Genomic DNA, 17,098 nt, shown 5'->3' with positions numbered 1-17,098 from the left:
GTGGCGGGGTCGCGGCTTAGGCCGCGGCCTGCCGGAATTCAGGAGTGCGCGACAGCAACGCCAGGGAGAACACACCCCAGTCCTGCGTCTCGTTGCGGAAGGCACGGTCGATGAAGTGGGCGTAGCGGCCTTGCGCCAACTCGCCGGGTTCGACCGCCTGGACCTGCTCGAAGCTGCGCTGGCCGTACAGCTCATCGATGGTCAGCGCGACGTCGCCGCCGCTCTGGCGCATGATCAGCACGCGCTGGCCTTCCTGCAGCACCGTCCGTCGGCCCTCCAGGAACTGCTTCAGATCGATCACCGGGAACAGGTTGCCGCGCAGGTTGCCCACGCCCAACAGCCAGGGCTGTGCGCCCGGCACCGGCGTGACCGGCGGCATCGGCACGATTTCCGCGACTTCGCGGAAATCCGAGACCAGGCGCCGGGTACCGACGCGATAACCGACGCCGCGCCAGATGTCGGCCGAGAACTGGCGTTCCGGCAGCGGCGTGGCGTGCGCAAGACTACGACGCTCGTAGTCTTCGAGAATGTCGAATGGAGAACGCATCAACGCACCAGTTGTTCGATGCGGGCGATCAGATCGTCTTCGCGCGGCGGCTTGACGATGTAGTCGCTGGCACCCTGTCGCAGACCCCAGGCCTTGTCGGTCTCCATGCCCTTGGTGCTGACCAGCAGCACGGGGATGTCCTTGGTGGCCTGGTCGCGCGCCAATGCGCGCGTTGCCTGGAAGCCGCTCATGCCGGGCAGCACCACGTCCATCAGCACCAGATCGGGCGCCTGGCTGCGAATCAGCGCAAGTCCCTCCTCGGCATTGTCGGTGGCGACGACCGTATGGCCTGCTTTTTCCAGCCATTGACTGAAGACTGCCCTATCGGTGGGCGAGTCCTCGATCAATATAATTCGAGCCATGTTGCCTTTCCCCCTGGTCAGGCGTGGACGTACGTGCGAATCGCGCTCAGTAGTTCTTCACGTGTGAACGGCTTGGTCAGATATTGCTCGGAGCCGACGATGCGGCCGCGTGCCTTGTCGAACAGGCCGTCCTTGGACGACAGCATGATCACCGGCGTCGACTTGAAGAGCTGGTTGCCCTTGATCAACGCGCACGTCTGGTACCCATCCAGACGCGGCATCATGATGTCGACGAAAATGATCTGAGGTTGCTGGTCGGCAATCTTGGCCAGTGCCTCGAAACCATCGGTCGCTGTCACTACTTCACAGCCTTCCCGCTTCAGCAGCGTTTCGGCGGTGCGGCGAATGGTCTTCGAATCATCGATCACCATCACCTTCAGTCCTGCGAGTTCCCCACCCGCAGCAATGTTTTCAGTCATGCAAATATCCCCGGACGCGCGACGCTTCTTCCCTTCCGGCGTCGCTACGAAACTACATGTATATCCCAAGACCCGCATCGACTGTCAAGGGTACGTTGCCGGGGGCCCGCCAGGCGGACGTTCCGACCGTGTGCAGCTGCGGGGGCGACCGGCAAGTCGCGCACTCACGACCGGCCGGGCGCGCCATCGCCCACCGCTTGAAGTTACCATCGGCAGCCTGTTCTAGAGGTTTAGCTCCCCATGTCGCTCGACGTCGTTGTGGTGATGGATCCCATCGCCTCCATCAAGATCGCCAAAGACACCACCTTCGCCATGTTGCTGGAAGCGCAGCGGCGCGGTCACCGCCTGCAGTATGTGCGTCCGGGCGGACTCAGCCTGCGCGAGGGGCGCGCGGTGGCACAGGTTGCGCCCTTGAGCGTGCGCGAGGACAAGACCGGCTGGTTCACCCTGGGCGAGTTCGCCGAACTGGCATTCGGCCCCGGCCAGGTGGTGCTGATGCGCAAGGACCCACCGGTGGATGCGGAGTTCGTCTACGACACCCAGGTGCTGAGCGTGGCCCAGCGCGCCGGCGCGCAGGTGGTCAACGACCCGCAGGGCCTGCGCGACTACAACGAAAAACTGGCCGCGCTGCTGTTTCCGCAATGCTGCCCGCCGACCCTGGTCAGCCGCGATGCGGCGGCGCTGAAGGCCTTCGTGCTCGAACATGGCCAGGCCGTGCTCAAGCCGCTGGACGGCATGGGCGGGCGTTCGATCTTCCGCAGCGGCACCGGCGACCCCAACCTCAACGTGATCCTGGAAACGCTGACCGACGGCAATCGCAAGCTGACCCTGGCGCAGCGCTTCATCCCCGACATCACCACCGGCGACAAGCGCATCCTGCTGGTCGATGGCCAGCCGGTGGACTACTGCCTGGCACGGATTCCGCAGGGCGACGAATTCCGCGGCAACCTGGCCGCCGGCGGGCGTGGCGAAGGTCGGCCGCTGTCAGAGCGCGACCGCTGGATCGCCGCGCAGGTAGGCCCGGAAATGCGCCGCCGCGGCATGCGCTTCGTCGGCCTGGATGTGATCGGCGATTACCTGACCGAGGTCAACGTCACCAGCCCCACTTGCGTGCGCGAGCTGGATGCGCAGTTCGGCCTCAACATCGCCGGGCTGCTGTTCGACGCGATCGAGGCCGGCGCGGCGCAATGAGCGTGGCCGCGGCACCGGCTCCCATGGACGAGCGGCGACGGTTGACCGCGACGCTGGTGATCTCGCTGCTGCTGCACGGCGCGCTGATCCTGGGCGTGGGGTTTGCGGTCAGCGAGGACGCTCCGCTGGTGCCGACGCTGGATGTGATCTTCAGCCAGACCAGCACCCCGCTGACGCCCAGGCAGGCCGATTTCCTGGCCCAGGCCAACCAGCAGGGCGGCGGCGATCACGCCACCGCGCAACGTCCGCGCGACAGCCAACCCGGGGTGGTGCCGCAGGACCGCAGCGGGCTGGCACCGCAGGCGCAGCGGGCAACCATGGTGCAGGTGCCGGAACCGACCCAGACCCGAGTGGTGGCCAGTCGCCGCGGCGAGCAGACCGTGCCCACACCGCAGCCGAACCCGCAGACCGACCCGCTCTCGCCCACCGATGCGCAACGCGTGCAGCGCGACGCGGAAATGGCGCGACTCGCTGCCGAGGTGCATCTGCGCTCGGAACAATATGCCAAGCGTCCCAATCGCAAGTTCGTCTCGGCCAGCACCCGCGAGTACGCCTACGCCAACTACCTGCGTGCCTGGGTGGACCGCGCCGAGCGCGTCGGCAATCTCAATTACCCGGACGAAGCGCGCCGGCGCCGACTCGGCGGCAAAGTGGTGATCAGCGTGGGCGTGCGCCGCGACGGCAGCGTCGAAAGCAGCCGCGTGCTGGTCTCCAGCGGCACCCCGACCCTGGATGCGGCAGCGCTACGGGTGGTGCAGCTGGCGCAGCCGTTCCCGCCGCTGCCCAGGACCAAGGACGACGTGGATATCCTGCAGGTCACACGCACCTGGCTGTTCCTGCCCGGCGGCGAACTGCACGACGACCGTTGAGCCGTCGCGCGTGCCGACAAGGACGCGTCTTTCTGCGGCATGCCTTTCCGGCAGACTGTATTGGCCGATGCGCGACGCGGCGTTATGCGAGCTGCGCAGCTGCGTATAGCCGATCGGCCAGCTCGACGATCGCATCCGCATCCTGCACGCGCGCGCGCCAGGCGGCAGGAATCCCGTCGATGCCATGGAACGCACCGGCCAGCTGACCGCAGATGGCCGCGGTGGTGTCGGCATCGTCGCCCAGGTTGGCCGCACGCAGCACCGCATCGGCGAACGTGTCGGTGGTGGCGAAGCACCAGAGCGCCGCCGACAACGCATCCACCACGTAGCCGGTGCCGCGGATCCGTGCGGCGGGAACCGCACGATGGTCGCGCGCCGACAACGCACGCAGCGCCGGTGTCGACAGCCCTTCGCAGCGGGTCTGCAACACCTGCTGGCGCTGGCCGCCGAGCAACGCGGCACGCAACTGGAAGGCGAACAGCCGGCAGGCATCCAGCGCTTCGTCGGCGGCATGCGTGGTGCGCGAGCTGTCGGCGGCGCGCTCGCCCAGCTGGTCGGGGCGGTGCGCGTAATACATCGCCACCGGCGCCAGCCGCATCAGCGAGCCATTGCCGGCCGAGCGTGGATCGGTGCTGCCGCTGAAGGCCGGGCCGCCATCCAGATAGCGCTCCAGTGCCTGCCGCACGGTCGCGCCGATGTCGAAGCAGGTGCCGGTGCTGCTGAGGTAGCCGTGCTGGTACCAGTTGCAATAGCGGTTCATCTGGTCGGCGGCGTCGAAGCCCTGCCGATGCAGCAGGCTGTGCGCCAGGCACAAGGCCATCGAGGTGTCGTCGGTCCACTGCCCGGCGCGCAGCGCGAACGGGCCGCCGCCGCGCATGTCGTCGATCGGCGTGAAGCTGCCCGGCGCGCAGAATTCCAGCGTGGTGCCCAGCGCATCGCCCACCGCCAGGCCCAGCAGGCAGCCGCGAAAACGCGCGCGCTGCAGGTCGTCGGTCATGGCGCGGCGCCAGCGGCCTTGGCTGCGCGTGCGGCCTGTTGCTCGAGCAGGGTCAGCGCCACGTTGTCGCGCAGATACGCCGGCTCCACCCGCTCCGGCGCCACGCCTTCGCCGCGCAGCAGCGCCGGCACGGCCAGCGTGAGCAGATCGGCGGCATGCGGCAGTGCGGCGGCATCGATGCTGCTCAGCCGGGTCGCAAAGCGCTGTTGCAGCAACGCCTCGGCAGCGGCGAATCCGCTGCCGACACCGGCAAAGCGGTGCAGCGTGTCCGGCACGACGCATTGCTGCGGTGCGCAGACCACTTCCGACATCAGCTCCCGCAGCGTGTCGCCGTCGCGCGCGAAGACGCCGGCATACACCTCGCCCATGCGCGCATCGATGCAGGCCAGCACCTGCGCCGCCTCGGCGGGCGCGCGCAGCGCCAGCACCTGCAGTGTGGACACCGCCAGCACCGGCACGTCCAGACCCAGCGCGATGCCCTGCGCGATGCCGATCGCCAGACGCACGCCGGTGAAGGCGCCCGGGCCACGACCGACTGCAATCGCATCGAGCTGGCGGCGCGCGATGCCGGCGTCGGCCAGCAGTTGCTCGGCCCATGGCAGCGCCAGTTCGGCATGGCGACGCGGCGCCAGTTCGAAGCGCTCCAGCACGCGGCCATCCACGTGCAGCGCGACGGAACAGGCTTCGGTGGAGGTCTCGAACGCAAGCACTTTCATGGCAGGACCGCAGGCAGGAAGGGGACGCTCACGCGTCGCCGAACGGCAACGCGAGCACGCCATTGTCGCCCACCGGCGCGGCGACGCCAAAGAACGCGCGCACGTCGCCGATCTCGCGGGTGCGCGCAAACGGCGGCAGCGAATTCATGAAGGTGCGGCCGTAGCCCTTGTTCACCAGCCGCGGGTCGCACAGCACCAGCACGCCGCGATCGGTTTCGCTGCGGATCAGCCGGCCCACGCCCTGCTTGAGCGCGATCACCGCCTGCGGCAACTGCTCGTCGCGGAATGGGTTGCCGCCGTCGCGGCGGATCGCATCCAGGCGCGCTTCGAACACCGGGTCGTCGGGCGCGGCGAACGGCAGCTTGTCGATCACCACCACGCTCAAGGCATCGCCCACCACATCCACGCCCTCGCGGAAGCTGGCCGACCCCAGCAGCACGCCGTTGCCGGAAGTGCGGAACCGCTGCAGCAAGGTGGCACGCGGCGCCTCGCCCTGCACGAACAAGGGCCACGGTGCGCCGCGCAATGCGTCGGCCGCCTCGCGCAGCGCGCGGTGCGAAGCGAACAACAGGAATGCGCGGCCGTTGGAGGCGTCCAGCACCGGTGTCAGCGCCGCGATCAGCGCCGTGCCGAACCCGCGCGCTGCGGGATCGGGCAGATGCGGCGGTAGATAGCACAGCGCCTGGCGCGCCCAGTCGAAGGGACTGGGCTGCAGCAAGGTCACCGGATCGCTCAGGCCCAGGCGCTGCGCGATATGGTCGAACTCGCCGCCCACCGCCAGCGTGGCCGAGGTGAACACCCAGGCCGCATGCGATTTTTCGCGATGCTCGCGCAGCGGGCCGGACACATCCAGCGGCGTGCGCTGGCAGCGGAATCCGCGCGGGCTGAGCTCGTACCACAGCACATCGTTGTCGACGGTCTTCGGCAGCTCCTGGTCGAAATCCGGCACCGGCGCGTCCTCGCCCAGCCACCGCGACAGCCGCGCCAGCGCTTCCTGCGCACGTGCACAACAGCCGTCGAACCCGGGCGAGGCCTCGCGCAACGGCAGCAAGGCCTCGCCCAGCCGCGCCAGCGACGACAGCACCGCATCGAATCCTTCGCGCACCTGCGGCCTGGCCAGCGCGCGCCATTGGGTGCCGCGTGACGGCAGGCCTTCCATGCCGGCACGCAGGCCGCGCAGGGCCTGGTCCAGGGCCAGGATCGGTTCCTGCAGGCTGGCCTGCGCACCGGCGACCAGGCGCGCTTCGACCATGCAGTCGCGCGCCAGTTCCTGCCACGGCCGCATGCCGAAACTCTCGCCGAAGAAGTTCGCCGCCAGTTCCGGCAGCTGATGCGCCTCGTCGATGACGAAGGCCTGCGCGCCGGGCAGGATCTCGCCGAAGCCTTCCTGCTTGAGCGCCAGATCGGCCAGCAGCAGATGGTGGTTGACCACCACCAGATCGGCCGCCTGCGCGCGCTGGCGCGCCTGCACCACGAAGCATTCGCTGTAGAACGGGCATTCGGTGCCCAGGCAGTTGTCGACGGTGGAGGTCACCAGCGGCAGCAGCGGCGAATCGTCCGGCAGGGCCTCCAGCTCGGCCATGTCGCCGAACTGGGTACGCCCGCTCCAGGCCACGATGCGCTGGAACTGCGAGACCTGCTCGGGCGTGGCAAGGCGCGGCTCGCCGCGCGCCTGCTGGGTGCGGTACTTGCACAGATAGTTCGCGCGGCCCTTCAGCAGTGCGCTGCGCAGGCCGATGCCGAGCGCGGCGCGCACGCGCGGCAGGTCGCGATGGAACAACTGGTCCTGCAGCGCGCGCGTGCCGGTCGAGACGATGGTCTTCAGCCCCGACAGCAGTGCCGGCACCAGATAGGCGTAGGTCTTGCCGGTGCCGGTGCCGGCTTCGGCCAGCAGCACCTCGCGTGCCTCGAACGCCTCGGCGATGGCGCCGGTCAGGCGCAACTGCGCGGCACGCGGCGCGAATGCATCGAGCTGACGCGCAAGCGCCCCGCCCTCGCTGAGCGCCTCGATGCTGGCAGTGGCAAGTTGGGACATGGGACCGGATGCTGGGGCAGGAAGCGCGACAGCCTAGCGCGTGCGCGGTGATGCTGTGTGGGGTGCGCGGCGGAGGTGGCAATGGCCGCGCGGCCGGCCCTTACGCCTCACGGAGGACCGCGAGGCAACGCTGGCAGTCGTGCGCGGGCAGCAACGGCGCGCGTCGAGCAAGTGCTTGCGGGCGATACAGACCGCACCGCACGCCGGCTGCTCCTGCCTTGTTGCAGGCGCAGCCGGCGGCGTCGCCGTGCTCAGTAGCGCTTCACGCCGGGCACCGTGCACCCGGCAATCTGCGACTTGGCCGAGGCGGCGTTTTCCTTCTCGCCGCGCGCCAGACGCGATTGTTCGATGGTGGCCCAATGCCGACGGCACAGCGGCCCAGTCTTGGAGCCCAGCTCGATGGCCTGCCTGGCGAAACGCTCGGCGGCAGGCCAGTCGGCCTGCAGCACCGCCACTTCGGCACGTTCCTGCAGGATGGCGGGATCGCCGGAGACCAGACCCACGGCCTGATCCAGCGCCGCCGCCGCGCCGGCCAGATCGCCGGCCTGGCGCTTGCTCTTGGCGGCCTCGCGCAGGTCGTCCACCTGCGGGTCGCGCAATGGCTGCACCGACAGCTCGGTGTCGTCGACACCGGCCTCGCGTTCGATCAGCAGCAGCCGCTGTGTCGGCGTCGTCGGGTCCACCGGGGTCGGCGGCGGCACAGGTGGCGCGCTGACGCAGGCGGTGAGTGCGGCAGACACGCCAGCCAGGGCAAGCAAACGGTGCAGTCGGTTCATCAGGTCACTCCAGTCAACGTGCAGGTGCAGCCGCGGCGGGTGCCGGCGCAGGGTCTTCCGGCTTCTTTTCCAGACCGAAGAAGCGACGCCAGCCACCACCGCTGGATTGCTCGGCCGGCGCGGATGCATCGCCGGGCACGCCTTCGATCGACGGTGCATTGCCGGCACAGGGGGCGTAGGCCGGCGTGAAACCGACCACGAACGGGAACTGACGCGCGCCAGGGCAACCGGCATCGGTCACGCCGGTACCGGCCGCGTCCACCCACTGCCAGTCCAGGCCCTTGCCGCTGACCTTCAACGGCGCACTCGGCAGCCGCGCGAAGATGCTCGACCACACCCGCATCGCGCCGGTGGCGCCGTACAGGCCGGTCTGCGCGTTCTGGTCGTTGCCCATCCAGATCACCGCCAGATGGTCGCCCGTGTAGCCGGCGTACCAGCTGTCGCGGCCGTCGTTGGAGGTGCCGGTCTTGCCGGCCGGCGACAGCCGGCCCAGGCCATCGCCCAGCAACTGCCGCGCGGTACCGCCGCTGACCACCTGCTGCAGGGCGATGCTGATCAGGTTGGCCGCCACCGAATCGCCCTCCTGCGCCGGTGCCGGGGTCTTGTCGTAGCGCTTGAGCAGCTTGCCCTGCGGATCGAGCACGCCGCGCACCGCATGCAGCGGCTGGATCTCGCCACCGGCGGCCAGGAACTGGTACAGCTGCGCCATGCCGTACGGGCTCTGATCGGTGGCACCGAGGATCAGCGAGGGATTGGTGTCGGCCTTGATGCCGGCCAGTACCTGGATCAGCTGCGCGATGCGCTCCGCGCCAACCTGCATGCCCACGCGCACCGTGGCCTGGTTGTAGGAATGCGCCAGCGCATCGATCAGCCGCACCGTGCCGTGACTGCGGTTGTCGGAATTGCCCGGCGACCAGGTCTTGCCGCGGCTGAGCTGCACCGTCACCGGTGCATCGTCGACCCAGCTGGACAGCGCCCAGCGGTCCGGCGAGGCCAGCGCCAGCAGGTACACGAACGGCTTGAGCAACGAGCCGACCTGCCGCTGCGCTTCGACCGCGCGGTTGAAGCCCGGCTTGGCCACGTCGCGGCTGCCGACCACCGCCAGCACGTCGCCGTTATGCACGTCGGTCAGCACCAGGCCGGCCTGCAGCGGGGGGCGCTTCTTGTTATCCAGCCGCTTGATGGTGCCGGTGACCGCGCCTTCGGCATAGGCCTGCGCGGACGGCGACATGCCGGTGAGCACGCTCATGCCGGCGCCCTGCAGCACGCCTTCCGGGTAGTCGTGCGCCAGCTGGCGCCGCACCAGATCCACATAGGCCGGGAAGCGGTTGGCCGCCACCAGGCCCGGCTCGGCGGGCACGCCCAGCGATGCGGCCAGCGCGCGCTTGTATTCGGCCGCGTCGATCAGGTCGTTTTCGTGCAGCTTGCCCAGCACGAAATTGCGCCGATCCAGCGCGCGCTCCGGGTTGCGTCGCGGGTCGTAGTAGGACGGCCCCTTGACCAGGCCGATCAGCAAGGCGATCTGCTCGGTGGTCATCGAATTGAGCTCGCGGCCGAACCACAGCTCCGCACCCGAGGACACGCCGTGGATCGCCTGCCCGCCGCGCTGGCCCAGGTAGACCTGGTTGAGATAGGCCTCCAGGATGGTGCGCTTGTCGTAACGCGCCTCCATGATCACCGCGTAGAGAATTTCGTTGAACTTGCGGGTGAGGGTCTGTTCCTTGCCGATGCCGAGCAAGCCGCTGCGCGCCAGCTGCTGGGTCAGTGTGCTGGCGCCCTGGCGGACCTGGCCGCCGGAGCGCGCCATGATCCAGGCCGCGCGCACCATGCCGCTGAGATCGATGCCGTGGTGGCTGTTGAAGTCGCGGTCCTCGACCGCCTGCAGGCCGGTGACCAGCAGCTCGGGCACTTCCTCCATGCGCACCAGACGCCGTTCTTCCTGCTTCTGCCCATACAGCGTGGCGATGCGCGCCGGGTCCAGCCGCGCACCCTTCAGCGCCTTGCGGTCGCCGGCGTCGCGCAGGCTGGCAATCCGCCCGTCGGAGAGGCCGACCTCCACCCGCCGCGCGGGCACGCGCCCATCCACATCGATATAGCCGCGGCTGGCGATGGTGAAGCGGCTGCCGTCCTGCTGGTAGGTGCCGGCCAGCTTGGCTTGTCCGTCGTCACGGTACGAGGCGGCGTCCAGCTCGGTCTTCAACGTCGCCGCATCCAGCGCATTGCCCGGCGCCAGCACCAACGGCCGCCCGTACACGCGGGTCGGGATCTGCCAACGCAGCTCGCCAAACCGCTGGGTGACCTGCTTGTTCAGATACACCGTGTAGGGAATCAGAAAACCGAGCGCCAGCGCGAATGCCGCAAAGGCCCAGACAATCAGCCTGCGTTGCCAGCGGGAGCCTTGCTCGGTGGAGTCGTCCTCGAAATCGTCGGGAGCGTCGTTGTCGTGGCGTCGGGGCACAGGGATGCGAGAATGTAGAGTCCGGCGAGTCTAGCGCAGCGCTGTCGTGGTTGTGGTCGGCCGGCCCCGCTGACTTAAGAGCGGCTAACAAAGCGGCAACGCTCGCCGTCAGCGGGCACGGACCGTCTTCGGCATCTGCGGGTACCCTGCGTACCCTGCGGTTGCCTTGTGCCGTCCTCGCCGCCTGTCGACTGCTCGCCGGGTGTTCTTCGCCACGCCACATCTGGAGGTCCAACGGAATGTCGATGTCCCTGGCCGATGCACGCTATCTGTTCAATCGCGTGCTTGGGCTGATTCACCGCAGCGTGGCAAGCATGCGCACACGCGGCTGGCGCGCCACCTGGCAGCGCATTCGCGTACATACGCAGGCACCGCCGGTGGCGCTCGGCACGCCGCTGTGGTTGCCGGAGGCGGCGCCGTTTGCCGCGTTCGCGGTTCCGTACAGCGACACCCCGCGCGTGACGGTGGTGATTCCGGTCTACAACCACATCGCGCACACGTTGGCGTGCCTGCGCTCACTGGCCGCACATCCGCCGCTGCTGGAGGTGAAGATCATCGTCGTGGACGACGGCAGCAGCGACGCCACGCAGGCGCAGCTGCCGCAGGTGCAGGGGCTGCACTACCACCGGCGCGCCAGCAATGGCGGCTTCATCGCCGCCTGCAACGACGGCATCGCACTGGCGCGCGGCGACTACGTGGTGCTGCTCAACAACGACACCATCCCGCAGCCCGGCTGGCTGGATCGGCTGATCGACACGTTTGCCCAGCACCCCAGTGCCGGGCTGGTCGGCGCGCAACTGGTGTACCCGGACGGACGCCTGCAGGAATCCGGCGGCGTGGTGTTCGCCGATGGCAGCGCCTGGAGTTACGGTCGCTTCGAATCGGCCGACGACCCGCGCCATGCCTATGTGCGCGCGATGGACTATTGCTCCGGCGCGGCCATCGCGCTGCCACGCGCGTTGTTGCAGACGCTGGGCGGGCTGGATCGCCGCTACATGCCGGCGTACTACGAAGACACCGATCTGGCGTTTGCGGTACGTGCGGCCGGCTACCGGGTGCTGGTGCAGCCGACCAGCGTGGTGGTGCACGACGAGGGCACCAGCAATGGCACCGACACCCGCACCGCGGTGAAGGCGTATCAGGTGCGCAACCAAGGCGTGTTCGCCGACAAGTGGCAGCAGGCCCTGGCAACGCAGCTACCGGCCGGCACGGTCCCCGGACCTGCGCTGCTGCATCGCGGCCAACGCCAGGTGCTGATCCTGGACGAATGCGTGCCGCAACCGGATCGCGACTCGGGTTCGTTGCGGCAGTTCAATCTGATCCGCCTGCTATGCGAAGAAGGCGCGCACGTGGTGTTCGTGCCGACCCGTCGCGAACACGCCGGACGGCACACGCAGGCGCTGCAGCAACTGGGCGTGGAAGTCTGGTACGCGCCGTTCCTGGACGGCATCGGCAGCTGGCTGCGCACGCACGGCCCGCGGTTTGCCGTGGTGCTGCTGGTGCGTCACCACGTTGCGCATGCCTGCCTGCCGCTGCTCAGACGATACGCCCCGCAGGCCCGCACCCTGTTCGACACCGTCGATCTGCATTACCTGCGCGAGCGCCGCGGCGCCGAGCTGGCCGGCGATGCCAACCTGTTGCGCGCGGCCGAACGCACCCGCCTGCGCGAGCTGGAGATCATGGCCGCCACCGATGTCACGCTGCTGGTCTCGGCAGCCGAACAGGCGCAGCTGCAGGCGGACGCACCGCAGATCCGCACCGCCCTGCTCTCCAATCTGCATGAGGTGGCCGGCAGCGGCTGCGGCTTCGAGCAACGCCACGACCTGGTGTTCGTCGGCGGCTTTCGGCATCCACCCAATGTGGATGCGGTGCAGTGGTTCATCAGCGCGATCTTTCCGCAGGTGCGCGCGCAATTGCCGGAGGTGATCTTCCACTGCATCGGCGCGGACATGCCGGAGGCGCTGACACTGCTGGCCGACGAATGCCCCGGCGTGCGATTGCACGGGCATGTGCCGGATCTGCTGCCATTCATGGAAAACGCACGCATCGCGGTGGCGCCGCTGCGCTTCGGCGCCGGCGTCAAAGGCAAGATCAACCTGAGCATGGCGCATGGGCAGCCGGTGGTCGGCACCACCTGCGCGGTGGAAGGCATGCATCTGCGCGACGGCGAGGACGTCTGCGTGGCCGATGATGCCGCTGACTTCGCCGAGGCGATCGTGCGCCTGTATCGCGATGCGGCGCTGTGGCAGCGTCTGGCCGACAACGGGTTGCAGAACGTGGCCCGGCATTTTTCGCTGGATGCGGCGCGTGGCACGGTGCGCGCGCTATTTATCGCGGAGTGAGTGCGCGCCGGGCGCTCGGGGATGGCGCTGCGGGTAGCGCCGTCGAAGACAGCCGCTGCGTCAACGCTGCTCGGTCACGGCCTTGACCCGGCGCGTGAACTCGGCCAATTCCGGCAGCCCCGGATCCAGCTGGTGCGCCTCGTCCTGCGCGCGTCGTGCAAAGGCGGCGTCTTCCTGTCCCAGGCGTTCGCTGCCCACCGCAACCCAGCGTTGCGCCAGCCGTCGACGCGCGCCGGCCAGTGCATCGCCGTTGGGCGTCAGCGCCTGCCAGGCATCCAGACAGCCGCGCGCGGCACGCAGGCGGTTGTTGCGCAGCTCGTCCTCGAAGCAGCGCTGACTGGCCGGCACCACACGTGCGGCGGCCTGCAGCACGCGTGGATCGCCCGGCGCCAGCGCCTGCGCGGCACGCACCGCGTCGTAGGCACTGGCGCCGGGCGGCGTCATCCACTGCTGCTGCGCTTCGGCAGCTGCCACCCGTTGCAGCAGCGCACGCAGGCGACGCTCGCGCGCACTGCGCGACAGCCCGGTCTCGGGGCTGCGTTGGGCATCGCGGGCACGCGCAATCGCCTGCTCGGCCTGCGCAATCGCGGCGGCGCCGGGCAGCAAGGTCTTGGCTTCCTGCAGCGACTGCAGCGCGGCGTCGAACTGGAAATCTGCCGCCTGCCTGCCGGCTTGCGCGGCATATTCGCCTGCCACCTGCTCCAGCCCACGCTGGGCGGCCACATCCGCCGGCTCGGCTGCCAGCACGGCGGTGAAATCGCGTGCGGCCGGTGCCAGCCGGCCACGCCGCAACAGGCCCTGCGCGCGCTGACGGCGCTGCTCCAGCGCACGGTGATAGTGGCCTTCGGTCAGCGGCACATCGGCATGCCCGGCGTCGTAGTGCCTGGCAGCGGCCAGCAGCATCGCCGCATCGGCCAGCGCATCGCGCGCCAGGGCCTGGCGCGCCTGCGCCAGCAGATCGGTCAGGGCGTCCTCGCGCCCTTCCAGCGCATCGGTGCGCTCAGGTGCCAGGGTCAGGATGCGCTGATACAACGGCAGCGCGCTGTCCGGGCTGCCATCCAGGCGCCCTTGCTGTTGCGCGGACACCGCCTGTGCGAACAAGGCGTCCAGGCCGGCCCGACGCGCCTGCAACTGGCGCAGGCGCAGTGCCACCGGTGCGATCTGCGCCTGCGGCACCTCCAGCGCGCTCGCCAGCGTCAGCGCGCGCTGTGCAGCAGCGGCATCCCCGGCCGCAATCGCCGCGCGCGCCTGCACCACGGCGGCGGCGCCGGTGCGCGCCAGGCCGGCACGGGCCTCATCACGATCGCTGTCCAGGGCAAGCGCAGCAGCGAACAGTTCGCGCGCGCCGTTGCCGTCGGCTGCACTGAGGTGGTCGCGCGACAGCGCCGCATCGCCCCGTTGCAGCAATTGCTGGATGCGCGTGTCCGGCCATAGCCAATCAGCCAGCGGCTTGCGCAGCACGACCGCGGCCAGCAAAAGACAGGCGCACGACGCCAGCACCACGCGCCATAGCGCGCGGCTGCGCAATGGCGCCCAGAGACGAGGCGACCGGGCCCAGCGCGGAAGCGGGAGCATGCGGTGGCGTCCGTCCTTGGCGCGACCTGAGGGAGACGCGTTCACCCCGTCATGGTAGCGGTCTGCTGCGAAGACGATGTGGGCTTGGGGGAATCGGGAATCGGGAATCGGGATTCGGGATTCGGGATTCGGGAAGCGAGCACACCTTGTTTGCTGTGGGTGCTGCCTATTTCCAGGCGATTGGCGCTGGCGGGCTGCGGCGCACTCAACCGAGTCGCCGCACCTCGTTCACGCCGGGCAAGGCATCCAGCTTGCCCAGCAGGCTGGACAGCTGGTCGTAGTCGCTGACCTTCAGGCGCAGGCGCAGTTGCGCCCTGCCGGTGTCGCGCACGTTGTCGCTGTTGATCTCCAGCACATGCGCGTCCTCCTGCGCGATCAGGTTGGTGATGTCCTTGAGCAGCCAGCGGCGGTCGACCGCGCGCACCTGCACATCCACCTCGTAGCCGCTGCCGGCCTGGCCCCACTCCACCGGCAATACCCGCTGCGGATGCGTCGCGGCCAGACGCGCCAGTGCCGCGCAATCGGTACGATGCACGGTGATGCCGCGGCCGCGGGTCAGATAGCCGGCGATCGGCTCGCCCGCCACCGGTTGGCAGCAGCGCGCCAGCTGCACCAGCAGGTTGCCCACGCCCTGCACGGTGAACTTGGACTTGCCCAGGCCGTCGCGGCGCGCGGTGGGCCGTGGCGGCGCCGGCACCGCCGGCTGCGAGGCCGCCCGCTCGGCCTCCAGCAGGGCACGGCTGACCTGGTTGGGCCCGGTATCGCCCAGCGCCACCTGGATGTACAGATCGTCGACATTCTCGGCGTGGAACTTGCGCGTGGCCACGCTCAGGTCGGCATGCTGCAGGCCCAGCCGCTTGAGCTCGCGATCGAGCAGGTCCTTGCCGGCCTGCACATTGCGCGCGCGGTCGAGCTTGTGGAACCACGCGCGCACCTTGTCGCGCGATCGCCCGCTGGCCAAGAACCCGTTGGACGCCAGCAGCCAGTCGCGGCGCGGGTCGGCCTCCTTGGCGGTCATGATCTCGACCCGGTCGCCGCTGCGCAGCCGGTAGGTCAGCGGCACGATGCGGTCGTTGACGCGCGCGCCACGGCAGCGATGCCCGACCATGGTGTGCACGTGATAGGCGAAATCCAGCGGCGTGGCGCCTTGCGGCAGATCGATGACCTCGCCCTTGGGGGTCAGCGCATACACGCGGTCCTCGATCAGCTCGGCATCCAGCGCGCCGGCCAGTTCGCCGTGGTCGCCTTCCTGCACCTGCTCCAGCAACTGGCGCATCCACAGGATCTTGCGGTCGAAGGCCTTCTCGCCGCCCTTGCCGCCTTCCTTGTACTTCCAGTGCGCGGCCACGCCGAGCTCGGCCTGCGCGTGCATCTCGTGGGTGCGGATCTGGATTTCGATCGTGCGCCCTTCCGGGCCGACCACCGCGGTATGCAGCGATCGGTAGTCGTTGGCCTTGGGCCGGGCGATATAGTCGTCGAACTCGCTCGGCACCGGCGCCCACAGCGAGTGCACCGCCCCCAGGGCGGCGTAGCAGGCGGCCACGTCGTCGACCATCACTCGCACCGCGCGGATGTCGTACAGCTGGTCGAAGGACAGGCGCTTTTTCTGCATCTTCCGCCAGATACTGTAGATGTGCTTCGGCCGCCCGCTCACCTCCGCGCGCAGGCCCTGCTGGGCCAGCGTCGTCGACAGGGTGCGCTTGACCGCATCCAGATAGCGCTCGCGCGCCACGCGGGTTTCGTCCACCTCGCGGGCGATGCGGCGGTAGGTCTCCGGCTCCAGATGCCGGAACGCCAGGTCCTCCAGCTCCCACTTCACCTGCCAGATGCCCAGCCGGTTGGCCAGCGGCGCATGGATGTCGCGGGTGAGCTGGGCCAGTGCGCGGCGCTGCTCTTCGCTCAGGCGGTCGGCCACGCGCATGCGCGCCAACTGCCGCGCCAGCAGGATCGGCACCACCCGCAGGTCGTGGATGATGGACAGCAACAGCCGCCGCAGGCCTTCGCTGTTGCGCCCGGCCTCGCGCCCGGCATGCAGGGCCCAGACCTGGTCGGCCGCATCCAGTCCGTCCAGCAGGCCTTCCACCGCCACTCGCCGCTCGGCCGGCTGCCACGGCAGGCCGGCGATCTTGGCGCGCAGCGCCGGCAGGTCGAACAGCAAGGCCGCAATCAAGGTGGCCTCGTCGGCCGCCAGCAGCGCCAACGCGTCCAGCGTGTCGGCGATCAGCGCCCAGGCCACGTCCTCGCTCTGCGCCGGCAGCTGCTGCCAGGCCTGCGCCAGGGCGTCACGCAGATCTGGCGCGATCGACGCGATGGCGGGACGCTGCAGCAAGGCATGCAGACGCTCGAAGGAGGAACTGGTCACAGCGGTGGACACGGCGATCGGCAACGACACGGGGATGACAGCTACGGTAACGTGCGCGTCACCTTCTCCACAACGCGCAATTACGCTGTCGCTGGCGCAATGCCGCACGCTTGCGCTTATGGTCGGTTCACCCGCCAACGTCTTGATTCGCAACCGCTGTGCGCCGCAATCGGTGCAGTGTTAGAAACCAAGCGGCACGCGCAATCGGCTTTTTACGTGCTTTTTACAACTCGCCCAAACCGCCTGCCTATCCTCCAGTGGCGTCGTCGCTGCGTCCTGCCGCGGCGACGTTATTCCAACCAACTGCGAGGTAGCCGATGAAGACCTGGAAGAAGCCTGTCGTTCGTGAAGTCAACTGTGGCGCCGAGATCAACTGCTACGTCTCCGGCGAATTCTGAGCTCACCTGCCGCCCTTCCTCCCGATGCATGACCGGCAATCGCCGGCAGAC

14 protein-coding genes are annotated in these 17,098 nt (G+C 69.0%); 4 read left to right on the top strand and 10 right to left on the bottom strand.

Annotation, left to right across the window (positions count from 1 at the left end; genetic code table 11):
• Positions 1 to 16 precede the first annotated feature (16 nt).
• From FHT09_RS03625 to pilG, 3 genes are read right to left on the bottom strand one after another with little or no spacing between them, the layout of a single operon-like run.
• A complete protein-coding gene (locus FHT09_RS03625) occupies positions 17 to 547 on the bottom strand; it encodes a chemotaxis protein CheW (RefSeq protein ID WP_003482487.1) in 531 nt (176 codons plus the stop codon).
• Positions 547 to 909, bottom strand: coding sequence for a response regulator (locus FHT09_RS03620; protein WP_104536037.1), 363 nt, complete (start codon positions 907 to 909; stop codon positions 547 to 549). Before FHT09_RS03620 ends, FHT09_RS03625 begins: the two co-directional genes overlap by 1 nt.
• Before the next feature lie 17 nt (positions 910 to 926).
• Complete coding sequence (gene pilG / locus FHT09_RS03615; RefSeq protein ID WP_024711139.1) at positions 927 to 1,328, bottom strand: twitching motility response regulator PilG; 402 nt, start codon at positions 1,326 to 1,328, stop codon at positions 927 to 929.
• Between the two features lie 240 nt (positions 1,329 to 1,568).
• Here pilG and gshB point away from each other — a divergent pair, with 240 nt between their 5' ends.
• Positions 1,569 to 2,519, top strand: coding sequence for a glutathione synthase (gene gshB / locus FHT09_RS03610; RefSeq protein WP_104605674.1), 951 nt, complete (start codon positions 1,569 to 1,571; stop codon positions 2,517 to 2,519).
• Entirely contained in the window at positions 2,516 to 3,388 is an 873-nt protein-coding gene (locus FHT09_RS03605) for an energy transducer TonB (protein ID WP_104605676.1), read from the top strand. The genes gshB and FHT09_RS03605 overlap by 4 nt, the downstream gene beginning before the upstream one ends.
• Positions 3,389 to 3,470: 82 nt before the next feature.
• On the opposite strand, the gene FHT09_RS03600 is transcribed toward FHT09_RS03605, so the two are convergent.
• The 5 genes from FHT09_RS03600 to mrcB all read right to left on the bottom strand — a co-directional run bounded on the left by FHT09_RS03600 (position 3,471) and on the right by mrcB (position 10,370).
• Positions 3,471 to 4,385: an ADP-ribosylglycohydrolase family protein gene (locus FHT09_RS03600; protein ID WP_104605678.1), complete on the bottom strand. Its 915-nt coding sequence runs from the start codon at positions 4,383 to 4,385 to the stop codon at positions 3,471 to 3,473.
• A complete protein-coding gene (gene tsaB, locus FHT09_RS03595) occupies positions 4,382 to 5,101 on the bottom strand; it encodes a tRNA (adenosine(37)-N6)-threonylcarbamoyltransferase complex dimerization subunit type 1 TsaB (RefSeq protein WP_104536041.1) in 720 nt (239 codons plus the stop codon). The genes FHT09_RS03600 and tsaB overlap by 4 nt, the downstream gene beginning before the upstream one ends.
• 28 nt (positions 5,102 to 5,129) lie before the next feature.
• A complete protein-coding gene (locus tag FHT09_RS03590) occupies positions 5,130 to 7,136 on the bottom strand; it encodes an ATP-dependent DNA helicase (protein ID WP_184416851.1) in 2,007 nt (668 codons plus the stop codon).
• Between the two features lie 251 nt (positions 7,137 to 7,387).
• Positions 7,388 to 7,912 carry a hypothetical protein gene (locus FHT09_RS03585; RefSeq protein ID WP_104536043.1) on the bottom strand — a complete coding sequence of 175 codons (525 nt, stop codon included), beginning with the start codon at positions 7,910 to 7,912 and terminating at the stop codon, positions 7,388 to 7,390.
• Positions 7,913 to 7,925: 13 nt separating this feature from the next.
• The gene (gene mrcB / locus FHT09_RS03580; protein WP_104605680.1) at positions 7,926 to 10,370 is read right to left on the bottom strand and encodes a penicillin-binding protein 1B; all 2,445 of its coding nucleotides are present in this window, start codon (positions 10,368 to 10,370) and stop codon (positions 7,926 to 7,928) included.
• Between the two features lie 239 nt (positions 10,371 to 10,609).
• Here mrcB and FHT09_RS03575 point away from each other — a divergent pair, with 239 nt between their 5' ends.
• The gene (locus tag FHT09_RS03575) at positions 10,610 to 12,712 is read left to right on the top strand and encodes a glycosyltransferase (RefSeq protein WP_104605682.1); all 2,103 of its coding nucleotides are present in this window, start codon (positions 10,610 to 10,612) and stop codon (positions 12,710 to 12,712) included.
• Positions 12,713 to 12,772: 60 nt separating this feature from the next.
• Here the strand turns inward: FHT09_RS03575 and FHT09_RS03570 are convergent, their stop codons facing one another.
• Complete coding sequence (locus tag FHT09_RS03570) at positions 12,773 to 14,287, bottom strand: hypothetical protein (protein ID WP_104605684.1); 1,515 nt, start codon at positions 14,285 to 14,287, stop codon at positions 12,773 to 12,775.
• 205 nt (positions 14,288 to 14,492) lie between these two features.
• A complete protein-coding gene (locus tag FHT09_RS03565; protein ID WP_104605764.1) occupies positions 14,493 to 16,673 on the bottom strand; it encodes a bifunctional (p)ppGpp synthetase/guanosine-3',5'-bis(diphosphate) 3'-pyrophosphohydrolase in 2,181 nt (726 codons plus the stop codon).
• 293 nt (positions 16,674 to 16,966) lie between these two features.
• Here FHT09_RS03565 and pqqA point away from each other — a divergent pair, with 293 nt between their 5' ends.
• Complete coding sequence (gene pqqA, locus FHT09_RS03560) at positions 16,967 to 17,047, top strand: pyrroloquinoline quinone precursor peptide PqqA (RefSeq protein ID WP_002812057.1); 81 nt, start codon at positions 16,967 to 16,969, stop codon at positions 17,045 to 17,047.
• Positions 17,048 to 17,098: the final 51 nt, after the last annotated feature.

Source organism: Xanthomonas sp. CFBP 8152 (genome assembly GCF_014199025.1).
Taxonomy (GTDB): domain Bacteria; phylum Pseudomonadota; class Gammaproteobacteria; order Xanthomonadales; family Xanthomonadaceae; genus Xanthomonas; species Xanthomonas arboricola_B.
The sequence above is the reverse complement of the archived record's forward strand: the minus strand, read 5'-3'. Positions and strand labels throughout refer to the sequence as shown.